The sequence below is a fragment of the Cellulosilyticum sp. genome, assembly GCF_982396655.1.
Genome location: NZ_CEVXFV010000043.1, coordinates 1 through 19,254 on the forward strand (window position 1 = coordinate 1; position 19,254 = coordinate 19,254).

A 19,254-nucleotide genomic window follows, 5' to 3' on the forward strand; every position below is an offset into this window, starting at 1 on the left:
AGAATGTTTATGAAGATTCTCTTACAGAGAAGTAGAGGAAGTGCCTACTTAAGGGGTGCTCTGTCGCTAGGCTCCAAGTCGCGATAAAAATATATATAAGACTTATCCATACCAAACAACGTGAAGGGGAAGTCAGGTGGACGGAATATGGGGGAAAAGAAGAAAGCGTAGGACTTTGATGGAGAGAATGAAGAGGAAAAGGACTAGCACTCGAATAGTTTGTAAATTTAATTAAATACACATATTTATGTAAAAATATAAAATTAAAAATAAATATGTATTAAAAATATTGACACCTAAAGTCAATGTTGCTAAAATACTAATTAATCAATTATTTGAAAAATGCAGTGAAGGAGAATGGCATTTGCAAAAGTGACTTCAGAGAGCTAGTGGTTGGTGCGAATTAGTGTTGCGGCAAAATGTGAATCACTCCTGAGCAGAATTTCAGAACGGCAATGGGGCTGTTACATAATGCTTGTAGTGGTCTGGCCTAGTAAGAAATTTCCGGTGGCCCCGTTATAGGCAAGGGTTTAACAGAACCTAGAAAGTGGACGTTGTATGAAATAAGTACGAGTCAAAATGGGTGGTAACACGTGGAATATTCCTCGTCCCGTTATTGGGATGAGGTTTTTTTATACATTTTTTAATATTGCAAAAAACTATGTAATAAAGTGAAAACTGAAGGAGGGGTTGGATTGAAATTATCAGATGTATTTGTACGATGCTTACTCGAGGAAAATGTAGATGTCGTCTTTGGTTATCCAGGGGCAGCCGTTATTGATATTTATGAATCACTAAGAGCTTCTTCTATTCATCACGTTTTAGTGAGACAAGAGCAAGCAGCTGTACATAGCGCAAGTGGCTATGCAAGGACAACTGGAAAAGTAGGAGTATGTCTTGCAACATCTGGTCCAGGTGCTACCAATCTTATTACAGGGATTGCGACAGCTTATATGGATTCTATTCCTATTGTAATTTTTACAGGGCAAGTTAAATCAAGACTTATTGGAAGAGATGTGTTCCAAGAGGTAGATATTACAGGTGCAACAGAGCCTTTTATTAAACATAGCTATTTATTAAAAGATCCAAAGGAATTTCCACGTATTGTTAAAGAAGCCTTTTATATAGCTAGAACGGGAAGACCAGGACCAGTTTTAATCGATATTCCAATGGATCTTCAGGAAGTCCAAATCGACTATAATTACCCGAAAGAAGTTAAAATTCGTGGTTATAAACCAACAGTTGAAGGGCATATGGGGCAAATTAAAAAAGCAATTAAGCTTTTGCAAAATAGTAAGAGACCTTTAATCTGTGCAGGTGGCGGCGTTATTTTAAGCGATGCAAAAGAAGAACTGACAAAGTTCATTAATAATTCTAATATTCCAGTAGTCCATACATTAATGGGACTTGGGAGTATAGATACGACTTCGCCATTAGATTTTGGGATGATAGGAAGTCATGGATTTAAACATTCTAACTGGGCATTAAAGCATGCAGATACGATTCTTTTCATAGGTGCACGTATTGCAGATCGTGCAGTAGCGAATGTAGGAATTTTAGATGATAAGGCCAACATTATACATATTGATATAGACCCGGCAGAAATTGGGAAAATTGCAGCAGCTAATATTCCAGTTGTAGGTGATGCAAAAGTGATATTAGAAGAAATGAGTCACCTCATTAAAATGGTAGATACAAGTAGCTGGCTAGAAGAAATTAATGCACATAAAGAAGTTAAAGAAGAAGTGCATCCAGAAGGTGCGGTCAATCCTAAACTTGTGGTACGTACACTTTCTAAACTTTTAAATGATGATGCAGTGATTGTGGCTGATGTAGGTCAAAACCAATTTTGGACTGTTAGGAATATGGCAGTTTATGGGGATAGAAGGCTCATTTGTTCAGGTGGATTTGGGACGATGGGCTATTCACTTCCAGCAGCAGTTGGTGCAAGTGTGGGGAATAAGGACAGACAGGTGGTTAGTATATTAGGAGATGGAAGTTTCCAAATGAGTTTATTTGAACTTGGTACACTTGTACAAGAAGGGGTTCATCCAGTAGTTATCTTATTTAATAATAGTGGCTTAGGTATGGTAAGGGAACTTCAAAGAAAAGTAGAACTTAAAGAACATGGAGTAGCGCTTAACTGTAATCCGGATTTTACAAAGCTTGTAAGTGCTTATGGCATTAAAACAAAGCGTGTATCTAATGGAATAGAGGTAGAAGAAGCGCTTAGGGAGGCGCTAGAAAGCAAAGAGGCGTATTTCCTTGAATTTATTGTAAGTACCAAAGAAAGTACATTATAGCATAAGAATCAATAGTTCTATTGTAAGTAGATCAATGAAAATAGATAGAATACCACATAGATGTACAAAGAAAAGAAATGAGGGAGAATATGAAAAAGCATGTATTATCTGTACTTGTAGAAAATCATTCAGGTGTACTTAGCCGTATATCTGGGCTTTTCAGTAGAAGAGGGTATAACATCGACAGTTTATCTGTGGGTGAAACAGAAGACCCTAAGGTATCTCGGATGACCATTGTAACAGCATCAGATGAGTATACCTTAGAACAAATCAAGAAACAACTCAATAAACTTGTAGATGTTATAAAAGTATTAGAACTTAAAGAAGAAAGCTCTATTTATAGAGAACTTGCAATGATTAAAATTCGTGCAAGCAAAGCTAGTAGAGCTGAAATTATTGAGATTGCTAATATCTTTAGAGCACATATTGTGGATGTTTCTAATGATTCGCTTATTATAGAAGCGACAGGTGATCAAGGCAAAATTAGTGCCTTAGCGAGTATGGTTGAACCATATGGTATTAAAGAGATTATTAGAACAGGTCTTACAGCCCTTCAAAGAGGGGAAAAAGAACTGAAGAATTAGCCTAAAGCCAATGCGCTTAGCTAGAACAATTTATTACTTTTACTTAATTTGATTAAAACAACACATTTTAGAGTGTTTGCTTTAATAGATATATATTTATATATAGGAGGATTTAGAAAATGGCAAAATTATATTATCAAGAGGATTGTAACTTAGCATTATTAAATGGAAAGACAGTAGCAATTATAGGTTATGGTAGCCAAGGACATGCACATGCCCTCAACTTACATGATTCAGGTGTAGATGTAATTGTAGGTTTATATAATGGAAGTAAATCATGGAAAAAAGCTGAAGAAGCTGGTCTTAAAGTTATGACAGTAGCAGATGCTACAAAAGCTGCAGACTTCATTATGATCTTATTACCAGATGAAAAACAAGCAGAAGTATATAGAAGTGAAATCGCACCTTACTTAACAGAAGGTAAAACACTTGCTTTTGCACATGGTTTCAATATTCACTTCAAACAAATCGTTCCACCAGAACATACAAATATCGTAATGATCGCTCCTAAAGGACCAGGTCACACAGTAAGAAGTCAATTCTTAGAAGGACGTGGTGTACCATGTTTAGTAACAGCATACCAAGATGCTACAGGTAATGCTCATGACTTAGCACTTGCTTATGCAGCAGGTATCGGTGGGGCTAGAGGAGGAATCCTTGAAACAACATTCAAAATGGAAACAGAAACTGACCTCTTCGGAGAACAAGCAGTTCTTTGTGGTGGTGTAACAGCTCTTATGAAAGCTGGTTTCGAAGTATTAGTAGAAGCTGGATATGAACCAGAAAGTGCTTACTTCGAATGTATTCATGAAATGAAACTTATCGTTGACCTTATCAACAAAGGTGGTTTCGAATTTATGAGATACTCAATTTCTGATACAGCTGAATACGGTGACTATACAGTAGGTTCTCGTATTATCACAGAAGATACAAAAAATGAAATGCGTAAGGTACTTAAAGAAATCCAAGATGGTACATTCGCTAAAAACTGGATCTTAGAAAATCAATCTCATCGTGCATACTTCAATGCAAAACGTCGTATTGAAGCTGATCATCAACTTGAAAAAGTTGGTAAAGAACTTCGTAGCATGATGTCTTGGGCAGACGAAAACAAATAGAACTTAAATAGGAAGGGGAACATAGATGGCAAACATTGTTAGAATTTTTGATACTACATTAAGAGATGGTGAACAATCACCAGGTTGTAGTATGAACCTCGCTGAAAAGTTAGAGGTTGCAAAACAACTAGAGCGCCTTGGTGTAGACATTATGGAAGCAGGATTTGCTGCTTCTTCGCCAGGAGACTTTGCATCTGTTAAATCTATTGCAAAAACCATCAAAAATGCAACTGTAACAAGTTTGGCACGTGCCCTCAAAGGGGATATCGATGCAGCAGGAGAGGCGTTAAAGGAAGCTAAGTATCCTAGAATACACACTTTCATCGCTACATCAGATATCCACATGACCTATAAGCTCAGAAAGTCACCGGAACAAGTTTTAGAAGTAGCAGCTGAAATGGTACGTTATGCAAAAAAATACTGTGAGGATGTAGAATTCTCAGCAGAAGATGCCTCAAGAAGTAATCCTGCTTTCTTATATCAGATATTTGAAGCAGTAATTCAGGCAGGGGCAACAACAATTAACGTCCCAGATACAGTAGGCTATGCTTCACCAGAAGAAATGACAAAGCTCATATTAGGTATTCGTGAAAATGTACCTTCTATTGATAAAGCAATAATTTCTGTACACTGTCACAATGATTTAGGTCTAGCTGTTGCAAATTCTTTAGCAGCAGCTAAGGCAGGTGCAGGCCAACTAGAGTGTACAATTAATGGCATCGGTGAACGTGCTGGAAATGCAGCCCTAGAAGAGTTAGTAATGAATCTTAATACAAGAGGTGATTACTACAATCTTGGTTGCAATATTAATACAAAAGAGATTTATAAAACAAGTAAGCTTCTAAGTAGCATTACAGGTGTAAGAGTGCAACCTAATAAAGCAATCGTAGGTGAAAATGCATTTGCACATGAATCAGGAATTCATCAGCATGGTATGCTTGCTAATAAGAGTACTTATGAAATTATGACACCAGAATCTATTGGGCTTACAGAAAATAAATTGGTACTTGGGAAACATTCAGGGCGTCATGCCTTCGAAGACCGCTTAAAAGAAATGGGCTATGAACTTGATGAAGTAGCACTTCAAACAGCTTTCGAACAATTTAAAGCTTTAGCTGATAAGAAGAAAGTTGTAACGGATAAAGACCTTGAAGCCTTAATTCATCATAAAACTTCTAAAGTACCAGAGTTTTATAAACTTGAACGCTTTGTAATTAATTCAGGAAACACTATTACAACCACTTCATCAGTAAGACTTGTTGCTAAGACGGGTCATGTACTTGAGGAGGTTGTTTCATCATATGATGGACCAATTGATGCCTCTTATAAAGCTATTGATAAACTTGTTGGTAAACGATTTGTGCTTGAAGATTTTGTGATTAATTCTGTAACAGGTGGTACTGATGCACAAGGTGAGGTTAATGTAAAAATTAAAAACGATGATGGTGTTTACAATGGTTACGGTGTAAGCATGGATATAGTAGAAGCAAGTATACTTGCTTATATTTCAGCAATTAATAATATGTTATACGATCAAGAGACTAAGAAGGAGGCGTAAGCTTGAGGAATATTACAATATTTGATTCCACGCTCCGTGATGGTGCACAAGCAGAGGGCATTTCTTTTTCTGTATCAGATAAATTGAAGATCGTAGCAACTTTGGATGAACTAGGAGTGGGCTTTATAGAAGCTGGCAATCCTGGTTCTAACCCAAAGGATTTAGAGTTTTTCAAGGAAGTTAAAAAGTTAAGCTTAAAAACAGCAAAGCTTACAGCTTTCGGAAGTACAAGAAGACGTAATATAAAAGTAGAAGAAGACAGTAATGTCAAATCGCTTCTTGAAGCGGACACTCCAGCTGTAGCCATATTCGGTAAGGCTTGGGATTTCCATGTGACAGAAATTATAAAAACTACCTTAGAAGAAAACCTAAAGATGATTTACGATACAATAGCCTTTTTTAAAGAAAAGGGAAAAATCGTTATCTTCGATGCAGAACACTTCTTTGATGGTTATAAAAACAATAAACAATATGCAATGGAGGCATTAAAAGCTGCCCAGAATGCTGGTGCAGACTGCATTGCCTTATGTGAAACAAATGGTGGCGCTTTTCCTGATGAGGTTTATGAGATTGTAAGTGAAGTGGTAAAGGAGATTCATACAAAGGTCGGTATTCATACCCATAATGATACAGGTATGGGAGTGGCAAATAGTATGATGGCAGTATTTGCAGGAGCAACCCATGTACAAGGGACACTTGTAGGATTTGGAGAAAGATGTGGCAATGCCAATCTAAGTACAATCATTCCAAACTTGCAGATTAAACGTGGGTATAAGTGTGTAGATGATGAAAAGCTAAAAAAGCTTACAACCTATGCGATTCGTGTTTCTGAAATTGCTAACTTGCCGTTAAGCGATCAAATGCCTTATGTCGGTAAAAGTGCTTTTGCACATAAAGCAGGAATGCATATTGATGGTGTGACGAAGGCAAGTACATCATTTGAACATGTTCCGCCTATAAGTGTGGGAAATGAGAGACGTTTTCTGATGTCGGAGGTAGCGGGACGCAGCACAATACTCGAAAAGGTACAGCGCATTAATCCTAATATTAAAAGAGATGATCCTGTTACAACGATCATAGTAAACCGTATTAAAGAGTTAGAGTATAAAGGCTATCAATTTGAAGGTGCTGAAGGGACTTTTGAGCTTTTAGTAAGAAAGGCACTCGGGAAATATAAACCTTTCTTTGATTTAGAAGAGTTTAAGATTATAGGTGAAGAACCTTCTGGAAGTGAAGGGGTTAGTTCATCAGCCATTATCAAAGTAAAAGTAGATGGTAAGGTAGAAATGACAGCAGCAGAAGGTGAAGGGCCTGTGAATGCCCTAGATAAAGCCCTTAGAAAAGCTCTTGAAGTCTTTTATCCTGAACTTAAAAATGTACGTTTGACAGATTACAAGGTACGTGTTCTAGATACCAAAAGTGCTACAGCTGCTAAGGTACGTGTTCTTTTAGAGTCTACAGATGGAGAAGGTTATTGGAGTACTGTAGGCGTTTCTACGGATATTATAGAAGCGAGTTGGATTGCCCTAGTCGATTCTATAGAATATAAGCTTATTAAAGATATTGAGAAGAAATTTAAGGCATATTTGTAAATGAGGAGATGATGATAAATGGGAATGACAATGACTCAGAAAATATTAGCAGCTCATGCTGGGCTTGAGAGTGTTGTAGCTGGGCAATTAATTGAAGCAAACCTTGATCTTGTACTTGGAAATGATATTACATCACCAGTAGCAATTCGTGAATTTAATAAAATTGGTTGTGACTGTGTGTTTAATAAAAACAAAATTGCATTAGTGCCAGATCACTTTACACCTAATAAGGATATTAAAGCAGCAGAGCAGTGTAAAGTCGTACGTGAATTTGCGAAAGGAAAAGAAATTGAAAACTATTTTGAAGTAGGTCAGATGGGAATTGAGCATGCTCTTATTCCTGAAAAAGGTCTAGCAGTAGCCGGGGATGTAATTATTGGTGCTGACTCACATACTTGTACTTATGGTGCACTTGGCGCTTTCTCAACAGGTATCGGAAGTACAGATATGGCAGCTGGTATGGCAACAGGTAAAGCGTGGTTTAAAGTACCTGGCGCACTTAAATTTGTATTAACAGGCTGTCCAACTAAATATGTAAGTGGTAAAGATGTTATCCTTCATATTATTGGGATGATTGGGGTGGATGGTGCCCTTTATAAATCTATGGAATTCGTGGGAGATGGTATTAAGAACCTTTCTATGGATTCACGTTTTGCTATGGCAAATATGGCTATCGAAGCTGGTGCTAAAAATGGTATTTTCCCAGTAGATGAAAAAACAATTCTGTATATGAAAGAACATAGCACAAGAGAATACAAAGTATATGAAGCAGATGAAGATGCTGAGTATGAAGCTGTTTATGAAATTGACCTTTCAAAAGTACGCCCAACTGTAGCGTTTCCACATCTTCCAGAAAACACAAAAACAGTGGATGAAATCTGTGATAAAGAAGTTAAAATCGATCAAGTTGTTATCGGTTCATGTACAAATGGCCGCATGGAAGATCTTCGCACAGCACGAGATATTTTAAAAGGTAAAAAGGTAGATCCAAGTGTACGTTGCATTGTATTTCCCGGGACACAAAAGATTTATTTACAAGCTATTGAAGAAGGCATTGTAACAGATCTTGTAGAAGCAGGTGCTGTATTTAGTACATCAACTTGTGGACCATGTCTTGGTGGACATATGGGAATCTTAGCGGCAGGTGAACGTGCAGTTTCTACAACTAACCGTAATTTTGTAGGCCGTATGGGTCATGTTGAATCAGAAGTTTATCTTGCAAGTCCAGCTGTTGCAGCAGCTTCAGCTATTACAGGATATATTACAAATCCAGAAATCTTAGATTAAGGCGTTTACAAGGAGGATATGAACATGAATGCAAAAGGCAGTGTATTTCGCTATGGCGATAATGTAGATACAGATGTTATTATTCCAGCTCGTTATTTAAATACATCAGATCCAAAAGAACTTGCATCTCACTGTATGGAAGATATCGATGCAAAATTCGTAGAAAATGTAAAAGAAGGCGACATTATTGTTGCTGATAAAAACTTTGGTTGTGGTTCATCTCGTGAACATGCACCAATTGCTATTAAAGCTGCAGGTGTTTCTTGTGTCATTGCAAAAACATTTGCACGTATTTTTTATCGTAATGCCATTAATATCGGGCTTCCAATTTTAGAGTGCGAAGAAGCTACAGAAGGTATTCAAAAGGGTGATGAAGTAGAAGTAAACTTTGATACGGGTGTTATTACTAATGTAACAAAAGGTGAAACTTACAAAGCACAACCATTCCCACCTTTTATGCAGGAAATTATCAAAGCAAATGGCTTAGTAAATAAAATTAAAGCTGGTAAATAAGCTAAGTGCTAATGAGGAGGCGCTTATGGTTGCTGCAGTGATTATTGGGACGATTACAATTGTATGGTTTTTAATCTATTTATTATATGGCTTAATGAAAAAGGCAGTTATATCCGGCACTATGGAAGCACTGGAGACATATTACAAAATTCATAATGAAACTTATGAGAAAAATATGATTGAGCTTGGCGCAGATATTCAAGCAGCACGTAAAAAGCAATTAGAAGTTGATAAACGAAAAGAAAAAAGAGAAAAAAAGGAAGCTAAAAAACATAAAGCAGTTAAATGATGATGTTGCATGTTTTTTGAAGATAAAATGGCAGTTTATACAGTGGGTATCATCATAGTTAGTTATATTATATTTTTTATTTTGTACTTCGTAACGCGCAGCGCTGTAGAAGAAGGCACTTATAGAGCGTTTAAACGGTATGAGGAAGAGAAAAATAGCAGCGAAGCAACAATGTTAGCAATTGGAGAACAGGTAAAAAAAGAGCGTGATAAGCAAAAATAGTTCATGAAGGGAGATAGTAAAATGGATTATAAAATAGTTACTTTACCAGGCGATGGTATTGGTCCTGATATTGTAAAAGAAGCAGTAAAAGTATTAGATAAAGTAGGAAGTGTGTACGGTCATAATTTTACATATGATGAAAGACTTATGGGAGGATGCGCAATTGATCAAGCAGGATGTTCTCTTCCACAAGAAACAATAGATGCATGTTTAGCATCAGATGCAGTACTACTTGGTGCTGTAGGTGGGCCTAAATGGGATAACTTACCTAATGGTGACCGTCCTGAAAAAGGGCTTTTAGGTATCCGTGGTGCACTTAAATTATTTGCAAACCTTCGCCCTGCTGTACTTTTTTCACAGCTTAAAGATGCAAGCCCTTTAAAAGAAGAAATCATTGGTGATAGCTTAGATATCCTTATTGTACGTGAACTTACAAGTGGTATCTACTTTGGTGAAAAAAATAAGGTGGTTTGTGAAGAAGATGATAGCAAAACTTATGCTTCTGACCTTGAAAAATACACAGTAGCTGAAATTGAAAGAATTACAAGAGTTGGTTTTGATGCAGCTATGAAACGTGGTAAAAAAGTATGCGTTGTAGATAAGGCAAATGTACTTGAATCTTCTAGACTTTGGAGAGCAGTAGTTGCTAGAGTCGCTAAAGATTATCCAGAAGTCACATATTCACACATGTATGTAGATAATGCAGCAATGCAGCTTGTTGTTAATCCAAAACAATTTGATGTGATCATTACATCAAATATCTTCGGTGATATTCTTTCAGACGAAGCAAGTATCATTACAGGTTCCATTGGTATGCTTGCATCGGCTTCTCTTGGAGAAGGTTCACTTGGCCTTTATGAACCAAGTCATGGTAGTGCGCCAGATATTGCAGGTCAAAACAAAGCTAATCCACTAGCAACAATTTTGTCAGCAGCTATGATGCTACGTTACTCATTTAATCTTGAAAAAGAAGCTAAAGCTATTGAAAAAGCTGTTTCTGATGTATTAGATGCAGGTTATAGAACAGGTGATATCATGAGTGAAGGTATGAAACTTGTTGGCACTGTAGAAATGGGAGATTTAGTTATGAAAGCAATTAAATAATTAAGAGTGTATAAGAGATAAAAGGATAAAAGTAGAAGCTGCTAAGTCTGTATAGGGCTTAGCCCTTCTATTATATAAGAAAAGGAGTGTCTATAATGAAAAGTGATAGAGTAAAAGTTGGCGCAGCAAGAGTTCCACATCGTTCTTTATTTAAAGCGATGGGCTATATAGATGAAGAAATTGAAAAACCATTAATTGGTGTTGTAACAGCTAAAAGTGAGATTGTACCAGGTCACTCACATCTTGATAAAATTACAGAAGCTGTTAAGACAGGTATCCGTATGGCAGGTGGTACACCTATTGAGATTCCAGCAATTGGTGTTTGTGATGGGATTGCTATGGGACATGAAGGAATGAAATATTCTCTTGTTACAAGAGAACTTATTGCAGACTCGATTGAATGTATGGCAACGGCTCATGCTTTTGATGGTTTAGTGCTTGTACCAAACTGCGACAAAATCGTACCAGGGATGCTTATGGGTGCAGCTAGAATGAATCTTCCAACAACACTTGTAAGCGGTGGCCCAATGCTTGCAGGTATGGTAAATGGCAAGAAAACAAATCTTTCTGTAACCTTCGAAGCAGTAGGTGCCTACAATGCAGGTAAAATTACAGAAGAAGAACTTAAAGAATATGAAAACCATGCATGTCCAGGTTGCGGTTCTTGCTCAGGTATGTACACAGCTAACAGTATGAACTGTATGTGTGAGGTACTTGGTATTGCCCTTCCAGGAAATGGTGCAACACCTGCTGTATTTGCGGAACGTATTCGTCTGGCTAAATATGCTGGGATAGCTGTTATGGATATGTTTAATAAAGATATTAAAATCTGCGATATCTTAAATGACAAAGCTTTCCATAACTCTTTAACAGTAGATATGGCACTTGGCTGTAGTACAAATACAATGCTTCACCTTCCAGCTATAGCTCATGAAGCAGGTGTGGAAATTAATTTAGACATGGCTAATGAAATTAGCTCACATACACCTAATCTTTGTCACCTTGCACCAGCGGGTCATCATCATATGGAAGATCTTCATTTTGCAGGTGGTGTAGCAGCTGTTATGAAAGAACTTACTAAGAGAAATCTCTTAGATACATCTCTTATGACAGTAACAGGTAAAACAATCGCAGAAAATCTTGAAAAGGTTACAAATAAAAATCCAGAAGTTATCCGTCCTATTGAAAATCCATATAGTGAGACAGGTGGTATTGCTGTTCTTCGCGGAAACTTAGCAGAAGATACATGTGTTGTAAAACGTTCTGCAGTAGCACCTGAGATGCTTGTAAATCGTGGCAAAGCAAAAGTATTCAATAGTGAAGAAGAGGCAACAGCTGCTATTGATGCAGGTAAAATTGAAAAAGGTGACGTTGTGGTGATTCGTTATGAAGGGCCAAAAGGTGGACCTGGTATGAGAGAAATGCTTCAACCAACAGCTTGTCTTGCAGGTATGGGACTTGATAAAGATGTGGCTCTTATTACAGATGGTCGTTTCTCTGGTGCCACAAGAGGTGCTTGTATTGGTCACGTTTCTCCAGAAGCAGCAGAAGGTGGACTTATTGCCTTTGTAGAAGATGGGGATATAATTAGCATTGATATGAATAAGTGTACAATCAACCTTGAAGTAGATGAAGAGACAATTGCTAAAAGACGTGCGGCATGGGTAAAACCAGAGCCAAAAGTTAAAACAGGTTACTTAGCACGTTATGCAAAACTTGTAACATCAGCTAATACAGGAGCAATCTTTAAAGCATAGAAGTAGGAGGAGAAAAGATGAGGATAAATGGATCTCAGATACTTATTGAATGTTTAGTAGAACAAGGTGTGGATACCGTTTTTGGTTATCCAGGAGGGCAAGCTTTAAACATTTATGATGCCCTATATAAAAATAGTGACCGTATTACACATATTTTAACTTCTCATGAGCAAGGTGCTTCTCATGCAGCAGATGGTTATGCAAGAGCTACTGGTAAGGTAGGTGTGTGTATTGCAACATCAGGCCCAGGTGCAACTAACCTTGTAACAGGTATTGCTACAGCTTATATGGACTCTATACCTATGGTAGCTATTACAGGGCAAGTACCTAATTCTCTTATTGGGAAAGATAGCTTTCAGGAAGTAGACATCACAGGTATAACAATGTGTATTACAAAGCATAATTTCATTGTAAAAGATGTCAAAGACTTAGCTAAGACCATAAGAGAAGCTTTCTATATTGCTAAATCTGGTAGACCAGGTCCAGTTCTTGTGGATATTCCAAAAGATGTAACAGCTGCTATGTATGAATATGAACATGAAGTGCCAGTAAGTGTACCTCGCCAGACAGATACAATATCTCAATCAGATATTCAAGTTGTTGCAGATCTTATTAAAGTCGCTGAGAAACCATTTATCTATGCTGGTGGAGGAATTGTAAGTGCAGATGCAAATAAAGAACTTCGCAATTTTGCTGAAAAGATTGATGCACCTGTTGCAACATCTTTAATGGGGCTTGGTGCCTTTCCAGAGACACATCCACTTTCTACAGGGATGGTTGGAATGCATGGGAGTAAGGCTTCTAATTTAGGTGTTACAAATTGTGATTTGCTCATTGCTTTAGGTGCCAGATTTAGTGATCGTGTTATTAGCGATGTAAGTAAATTTGCACCTAATGCCACAATTGTACACATAGATGTAGATGCAGCTGAAATCGGTAAAAATGTTCCAACACAGGCATCCATTGTAGGTGATGTAAAAGAAATTTTAAATATGTTACTACCACTTGTGCCACGCAAAGAAAACAAAGAGTGGCTTGTACAGATTGAAAGATGGAAAGAAGAATTCCCATATACTTATCAAGATGGAGATAACTTAAGACCACAGTTCATTATGAATAATATTTATGATCAGACAGATGGTAGGGCTATTATTACAACAGAGGTTGGTCAACATCAAATGTGGGCAGCTCAATTCTTTAAATATACAATGCCACGTACATTCATTAGTTCAGGTGGTCTTGGAACAATGGGATATGGTACAGGAGCTAGTATTGGTGCACAGATAGGTAGACCGGATGTACCTGTTGTGCATATTGCAGGAGATGGTTCATTCCGTATGAACTGTAATGAACTTGCTACAATTTCACATTATGATGTACCTGTTATTATTATTGTGATGAATAACACAACATTGGGCATGGTAAGACAATGGCAAACTGCATTCTATGAAAAACGTTATTCACAAACAACTCTTGATCGTGGCCCAGATTTTACACTTTTAGCAGAAGCCTTTGGTGTAAAAGGTTATACAGTTCGCACACAAGAGGATTTTATAGAAGCATTTAGCGAGGCACTTGCAGCTCATAAGCCAGCTGTTTTAAACTGCTTTATTGATATGGATGAAAAAGTATTACCAATGGTTGCACCAGGGGCAGCAATTGACAACCTGATTTTAGAGTAATGAAGTAGAAGAGGGATTATGCATTCTTATTGAAAGAAGTATAATCTCTTTTTCTATGCAGAAAAATTCTGATACTAATGCAGAAAGATGGCAGAAAGTGTAAAATAATATAGAAAGTTGAAAGTGAAGAGTGTATAATAATAAAGAAAAAATAAATAGGGGGTATAAAATTTAGACATGGAACATAAAGAAATAAGACAATTTGATTTAAAAAAAGTACATAAGTTTAATGTGAGTTTAATCACTGTTATTACGATAGTATTATTTTTGCAAAAGACATTACAGGTAGGAGAATTTTCATTAGGCTATTCATTAATTTTTGTAGTACCAATTATAGCTTTTGTTATAAGTAAGGTTGAAAGGATTAGTGATACAGTAAAAGGTGTTATCGTACCATTATTACCATGTCTTATGGCGCTAGTCGTAACTTATATGGAAGGTGGCGTACCAGAGGTGACAATTACGCTTTTATCAGCTTCATGTATGTCTGCACTTTATTTTAATCCTAAGGCACATATGATATTTACTGCTATTTTAAATGCCGTATTAATTATATGCATAATATTTGTGACAATACCTATATTAGGGCCGGGAACAGCACGAATGGATATGATACCTAGTTTAGTAAGACTAGATGCAGGGCTCATTATTATATATATTATCGCAAAATGGGGCAAGCAGTATATGGACTATAGTACAGACATAGCCTTAGAAAGTCAACGTTTAGTAGAAAAGTTACAATCTACAATGTACAGTATTACAAGTTATACAGAAAATTTAAATGAGAATTTATATGAAGTTAATAATAAAATGAATGCTACAGCTATTGCTAATGATAGTGTGACAGTTGCAATGAATCAAACAGCACAAGGAATGAAGGAACAAGAGTCTAGTGTGACAAAGGTTGTAAGCTTAGTAGGGGAAGCAAAACAAACTGTAGAAGAGACAAAAAAAGTTTCAGAAATATTAGAGATCATTACAAAACAAGTAAATGATGAAATTGAAGAAAATACGGTAACTATTAATGAAATGAATCATCAAATGGTGACAATTAATGGTGCAATTGAAGCGGCAGTTGAAACTGTTGGAGAACTAGAAAAAAATATGGATAAGATTACAGCTTTCTTAGAGAGTATTACAGCTATTGCAGGTCAAACTAATTTATTAGCACTTAATGCGTCTATTGAGGCTGCACGTGCAGGAGAAGCAGGTAAAGGATTCACGGTAGTTGCTGAAGAAGTTAAAAAACTTGCAGAACAAAGTGAAAAAACTTCGCAAGATATTAAGCATATTATTGATATGCTTCAAAGTAAGACTATTGAAACAAAAGAAAAGATTAAAATTGGTAGTGAAGCAGTTACTAAAGGAAAGCAATCTGTTCAAAATGTAAATGGGACATTTAAACATTTAACGCAGTCTATGGATGCACTAAGCGAGCAAATAGAGATAGAAGTAAAAGACATTGTCAATATTTCAGGTTTATTAGAAGAAATGCAAGGACAGGCAGAAGAATTAACCGCTATTACAGAAGAACATCGTAAAGGCACTGAAGAAGTTAATGAATCTGTACATCTACAAAATGCTAATATTAATGAAATTAATGTAATGTTACAAGAAATCCAAGCATCAAGCGAGGAGCTTAAGAATATAGAGATATAGAAATAAAGAATAAAGGGACTATCTTACTTTTAGTAGGGTAGTCCCTTTAAATAAGTTCTAATTAATGAGAAAAAGGTATAATATATGTTAGATGTGGAAATTATTTAAAAGCTACAAGGGATAAGAAGAACGGGAAAAAAGATAAAACACATATAAGTAGGAGGTAGATGGGCGTATGAAAAATAAACTAAAATATTTTGAGGGGTGTATTTTAGGAGGGGCAATAGGGGATGCATTAGGTGCACCAGTGGAATTTAGGCGTTATGAGCAAATTGTTGAGGAGTATGGGGAAGAAGGTGTTACAGAACTTATAGCACCTCCTGGAGAAACAGAAGCATTAATTACGGATGATACGCAGATGACAATGTTTACTATAGAAGGAATCTTGAGAAGTGTGGCACGAGCAAAGCGTAAAGATATTCCTTGGGATAAAAAAGATATTACGCATACAATGTTTAGAGCTTATTTGAGATGGGTATATACACAAGGCTTAAAGACACCTCATTGGAGTGAAAAGGACTATGATGGTGCACTTGTCAAAATGAAGAGACTTCATGCTTATAGGGAAGCAGGTATTACAAGTATTACAGCTTTGGGAAAAGGCATTAAAGGGAGTGTGGCACATCCTATTAATGATAGCAAGGGATGTGGTGGGCTTATGCGTGTGGCGCCATTAGGTTTAGTGACCCTCAGAGAAGATCCATTTGAAATAGGCTGTGAAGTAGCTGCTATTACCCATGGCGGTCCTTGTGCTTATTTACCAGCAGGAGCACTTGTAATGATAATTAGGCAAATTATAGAAGGGAAAGAGATAGAAGAAGCGGTAAGGGAAAGCATTCTACGATTAAAATTAGAAGATGAGGGAGAAGAAAGTGCCGATATATTAGAGAAGGCTATAACATTAGCTCAAGAAAGGGAATGTACGAGAGAAAAAATTGAGAGTTTAGGAGAAGGAATATTTGCCCATGAAGCATTAGCTATGGCAGTATATGTTGTCATAAGCAGTATGAAGCATAGTGAGGGGCAAGCAGTAAATATTAAAGAAGCACTATGTATGTCAGTTAATCATAGTGGCGGAAGTGACATAGTAGGTGCTATAACAGGACAATTATTAGGCGCTTATTATGGTGTAGAGGTTTTTGAAAACTTATTTAAAGTCCATGTTGAGTTAGAAAAAGAAATACGACAGTTAGCTCAAGATTTGTATACATTATATGATTCAGGTGAGAAGTGGGCTGAAAAATATCCAGCATGGTAGAAAAAAGGTTGCCCAATAGGTTTGCTAGACACTTGGAACTATCAGTCTACCATCTCCGCAGCCTGTGATGCGTTAAGCACGGTAATAAAAGCATCAACAGATTGCGGAGAGTGTAGAAGTACCAAAGTGTCTAGTTAGATCTTTGGATATTAAGAAAAAGTTAATATATCACTTTGTATATTATTCTATAAATTTCTGAGTTTGTTTTTTAGATCTAGGGCACGGTCTTTGATACGAGAAGAAAGACCTGATGTAGTAAGAAGAACGGAAAGGAATTTCTTTGAAGCATCTATTTCATCTAGTTTAAAAGCAATAGCAGCAAGTATATACATGATGGTATATTCATCTAAGCCGAGTATAGGTGTGGTTTCTGTTTCGAGTGATTCAGAAAAACCGGTAAAGGCTTTTTGAAGAAAAAGTTTTTCATTAACTTCATCGCCTAGGTCTCTATAGAGCCAGGCAATATGTAAGGCAAGATAGGACTGTTCGCCAATTTTACTTTTTTTGTTGATAGCCATAAGTAGGGCTAATTTATGTTTATGGATGGCTTCTTCTGTGGAAGTATATTCTCCGAATGATATAGGGTGAGTGAAAACAGAGACGAGATTTGCTTGGAGCCACTCTTTTTGTCGAGGTAGTAATTTATCAAAGTTTTTAACAGTAGCTGAGTAATTACAGTTTGGACAAGTAATGACATCATATAATAGAGGATTAACGATGGCATAATGTGCATATAAGTCCTCATCTACTGTTAAAAGTTGATTTTTTCCCACACGAATAGATTTTGCCTTGAAAGCCTCTTCGCAGATTGGGCAAGTATAAGTTTTATCATAAAGTACTAGTTTTAGAGATTCTGTTGAGTCGTCAGTATGAGATTGACACATAATAAACATCCTTTCTTTGATGAAAAATAAGATTATATAAGTTTACAGTATAATAGATTTCATAGTAAAGTGTTAGAATATACTTAATATTATAACATAAAAATATGGTGCAAGGGGAAAAAAGAGGTGTTAAGGTGAGAAAAGTTATAAGGTATTTGATGATTGGATTATGTATTATGTGTATAGGTGTAGTAATGCTGGGAAATGATGATGCTTATAGAAAAAGTCAAGTACAGTGGCCAATTAAAAAATTTCCTGATAAATTTAAAGAGATTGCAACGCGGGTATTATCAAAGTCAGCTATAGGGGAAGAGCAGATTATAAGTGAGAAGGTTGAGCAGTATTTAAATGATATGACCATAGAAGAAAAGATTGGCCAACTTTTTATGATTGCATTAGATTCAGAAGAAGGAGAAGGCATGACTATATTAAATAGTCAAATGAAAGCAAAGCTTCAAAAAAGCTGTGTAGGGGGAATTATTTTATTTAAAAATAATATTAAGGATAAGGTGCAAACAAAGGTACTTATAGAGACACTTCAGGAAAGTAGTGAGATTCCTTTATTTATTGCTGTAGATGAAGAAGGTGGCATGGTAAGCCGCGTAGGAAATAATTCTAATATTAATGAAAAGCCGTTTATGGCAGCAGGGGATATAGGGAAAACAGGAGATGAAGCGTTAGCTTATGCGGAAGCTAGTAGAATGGGAAAGCTTTTGAAAGAGATAGGATTTAATATGGATTTTGCACCCTGTGGAGATATTTATAATAATCCAGCTAATACTGTTATTGGAAGTAGAAGCTTTGGAACAAGTAGTGAAATGGTAACACCTATGATGCTTGCTTTTGCAAAAGGATTAAAAGCAGAAGGTATATTACCCGTCATTAAACATTATCCAGGGCACGGCAACACAATGGAAGACTCTCATGATGGTCTAGCCTATGTGTACAAAAGTTTGGAAGAACTTGAGATGGAAGAGTTGATTCCATTTAAAGAGGGAATTAGAAATGGAGTAAGTGGGATGATGAAGGGACACTTACTCGTTTCAGCTATAGATGATAGATGGCCAGTAAGCTTGTCCCAAAAGTGGCAAGATTATATTGAAAAGACTATGGATATAAATGATGTATTAATGATTACAGATGCGCTTAATATGGGGGCCATAGTCAATAATTATGGAGAAGACGAGGTGGTTCTTAGAAGTTTCTTAGCAGGAAATGATATATTATTAATGCCAACCGATATAGAAGAGGCGGAAGAAGTCATATATAAGGCCTATCAAACAGGTGTCATTACTAAGGAGCAAATTAACCATGCTGTAAGAAAAATTTTGACGAAAAAAGTGGAACAAAATATACTTCCAATTTCATAATATATACTAAGTAAGCAAAGAAAAGAAATTAAAAATATATCACACATTGAGAGGAATCAGAATATAATATAGCA

General features: G+C 36.5%; 16 protein-coding genes and 1 other annotated feature. Of the genes, 15 read left to right on the top strand and 1 reads right to left on the bottom strand.

Translation table 11 applies throughout. The features are described 5' to 3' along the window. The first annotated feature begins 338 nt into the window (after positions 1 to 338). Positions 339 to 616, top strand: a binding site (T-box leader). A gap of 79 nt (positions 617 to 695) precedes the next feature. The 14 genes from ilvB (AC1VAQ_RS15440) (at position 696) to AC1VAQ_RS15505 (ending at position 16,926) form a co-directional block, all read left to right on the top strand. Continuing rightward, positions 696 to 2,303, top strand: a complete 1,608-nt coding sequence (gene ilvB / locus AC1VAQ_RS15440) for a biosynthetic-type acetolactate synthase large subunit (RefSeq protein ID WP_302598260.1) — start codon at positions 696 to 698, stop codon at positions 2,301 to 2,303. A gap of 89 nt (positions 2,304 to 2,392) precedes the next feature. Then, positions 2,393 to 2,887, top strand: a complete 495-nt coding sequence (gene ilvN, locus AC1VAQ_RS15445) for an acetolactate synthase small subunit (protein WP_302598259.1) — start codon at positions 2,393 to 2,395, stop codon at positions 2,885 to 2,887. Positions 2,888 to 3,006: 119 nt separating this feature from the next. Further along, positions 3,007 to 4,005, top strand: a complete 999-nt coding sequence (gene ilvC, locus AC1VAQ_RS15450; protein ID WP_302598257.1) for a ketol-acid reductoisomerase — start codon at positions 3,007 to 3,009, stop codon at positions 4,003 to 4,005. A 25-nt stretch (positions 4,006 to 4,030) separates the two neighbouring features. Next, complete coding sequence (locus tag AC1VAQ_RS15455; protein ID WP_302598255.1) at positions 4,031 to 5,563, top strand: 2-isopropylmalate synthase; 1,533 nt, start codon at positions 4,031 to 4,033, stop codon at positions 5,561 to 5,563. A gap of 2 nt (positions 5,564 to 5,565) precedes the next feature. After that, the gene (cimA, locus tag AC1VAQ_RS15460) at positions 5,566 to 7,155 is read left to right on the top strand and encodes a citramalate synthase (RefSeq protein ID WP_302598253.1); all 1,590 of its coding nucleotides are present in this window, start codon (positions 5,566 to 5,568) and stop codon (positions 7,153 to 7,155) included. An 18-nt stretch (positions 7,156 to 7,173) separates the two neighbouring features. Then, positions 7,174 to 8,442, top strand: a complete 1,269-nt coding sequence (gene leuC, locus AC1VAQ_RS15465; RefSeq protein WP_302598252.1) for a 3-isopropylmalate dehydratase large subunit — start codon at positions 7,174 to 7,176, stop codon at positions 8,440 to 8,442. Positions 8,443 to 8,466: 24 nt separating this feature from the next. Beyond that, positions 8,467 to 8,955, top strand: a complete 489-nt coding sequence (leuD, locus tag AC1VAQ_RS15470; RefSeq protein WP_302598251.1) for a 3-isopropylmalate dehydratase small subunit — start codon at positions 8,467 to 8,469, stop codon at positions 8,953 to 8,955. 25 nt (positions 8,956 to 8,980) lie between these two features. Next, complete coding sequence (locus tag AC1VAQ_RS15475) at positions 8,981 to 9,244, top strand: hypothetical protein (protein ID WP_302598249.1); 264 nt, start codon at positions 8,981 to 8,983, stop codon at positions 9,242 to 9,244. A gap of 27 nt (positions 9,245 to 9,271) precedes the next feature. Next, positions 9,272 to 9,466: a hypothetical protein gene (locus AC1VAQ_RS15480; RefSeq protein ID WP_479904124.1), complete on the top strand. Its 195-nt coding sequence runs from the start codon at positions 9,272 to 9,274 to the stop codon at positions 9,464 to 9,466. Positions 9,467 to 9,487: 21 nt separating this feature from the next. After that, positions 9,488 to 10,570: a 3-isopropylmalate dehydrogenase gene (gene leuB / locus AC1VAQ_RS15485; RefSeq protein WP_302598247.1), complete on the top strand. Its 1,083-nt coding sequence runs from the start codon at positions 9,488 to 9,490 to the stop codon at positions 10,568 to 10,570. A gap of 95 nt (positions 10,571 to 10,665) precedes the next feature. Then, the gene (gene ilvD / locus AC1VAQ_RS15490; RefSeq protein WP_302598246.1) at positions 10,666 to 12,327 is read left to right on the top strand and encodes a dihydroxy-acid dehydratase; all 1,662 of its coding nucleotides are present in this window, start codon (positions 10,666 to 10,668) and stop codon (positions 12,325 to 12,327) included. Between the two features lie 17 nt (positions 12,328 to 12,344). Beyond that, on the top strand, positions 12,345 to 14,009 hold the full coding sequence (ilvB, locus tag AC1VAQ_RS15495) for a biosynthetic-type acetolactate synthase large subunit (RefSeq protein WP_302598245.1): 1,665 nt from the start codon (positions 12,345 to 12,347) through the stop codon (positions 14,007 to 14,009). A 177-nt stretch (positions 14,010 to 14,186) separates the two neighbouring features. Further along, on the top strand, positions 14,187 to 15,668 hold the full coding sequence (locus AC1VAQ_RS15500; protein WP_302598244.1) for a methyl-accepting chemotaxis protein: 1,482 nt from the start codon (positions 14,187 to 14,189) through the stop codon (positions 15,666 to 15,668). A 175-nt stretch (positions 15,669 to 15,843) separates the two neighbouring features. Further along, positions 15,844 to 16,926, top strand: a complete 1,083-nt coding sequence (locus tag AC1VAQ_RS15505) for an ADP-ribosylglycohydrolase family protein (protein WP_302598242.1) — start codon at positions 15,844 to 15,846, stop codon at positions 16,924 to 16,926. Between the two features lie 185 nt (positions 16,927 to 17,111). On the opposite strand, the gene AC1VAQ_RS15510 is transcribed toward AC1VAQ_RS15505, so the two are convergent. Continuing rightward, complete coding sequence (locus AC1VAQ_RS15510) at positions 17,112 to 17,810, bottom strand: DUF2225 domain-containing protein (protein WP_302598241.1); 699 nt, start codon at positions 17,808 to 17,810, stop codon at positions 17,112 to 17,114. 134 nt (positions 17,811 to 17,944) lie between these two features. Between AC1VAQ_RS15510 and AC1VAQ_RS15515 the strand changes: the two genes are divergently transcribed. Continuing rightward, positions 17,945 to 19,180, top strand: coding sequence for a glycoside hydrolase family 3 N-terminal domain-containing protein (locus tag AC1VAQ_RS15515; protein ID WP_302598240.1), 1,236 nt, complete (start codon positions 17,945 to 17,947; stop codon positions 19,178 to 19,180). Positions 19,181 to 19,254: the final 74 nt, after the last annotated feature.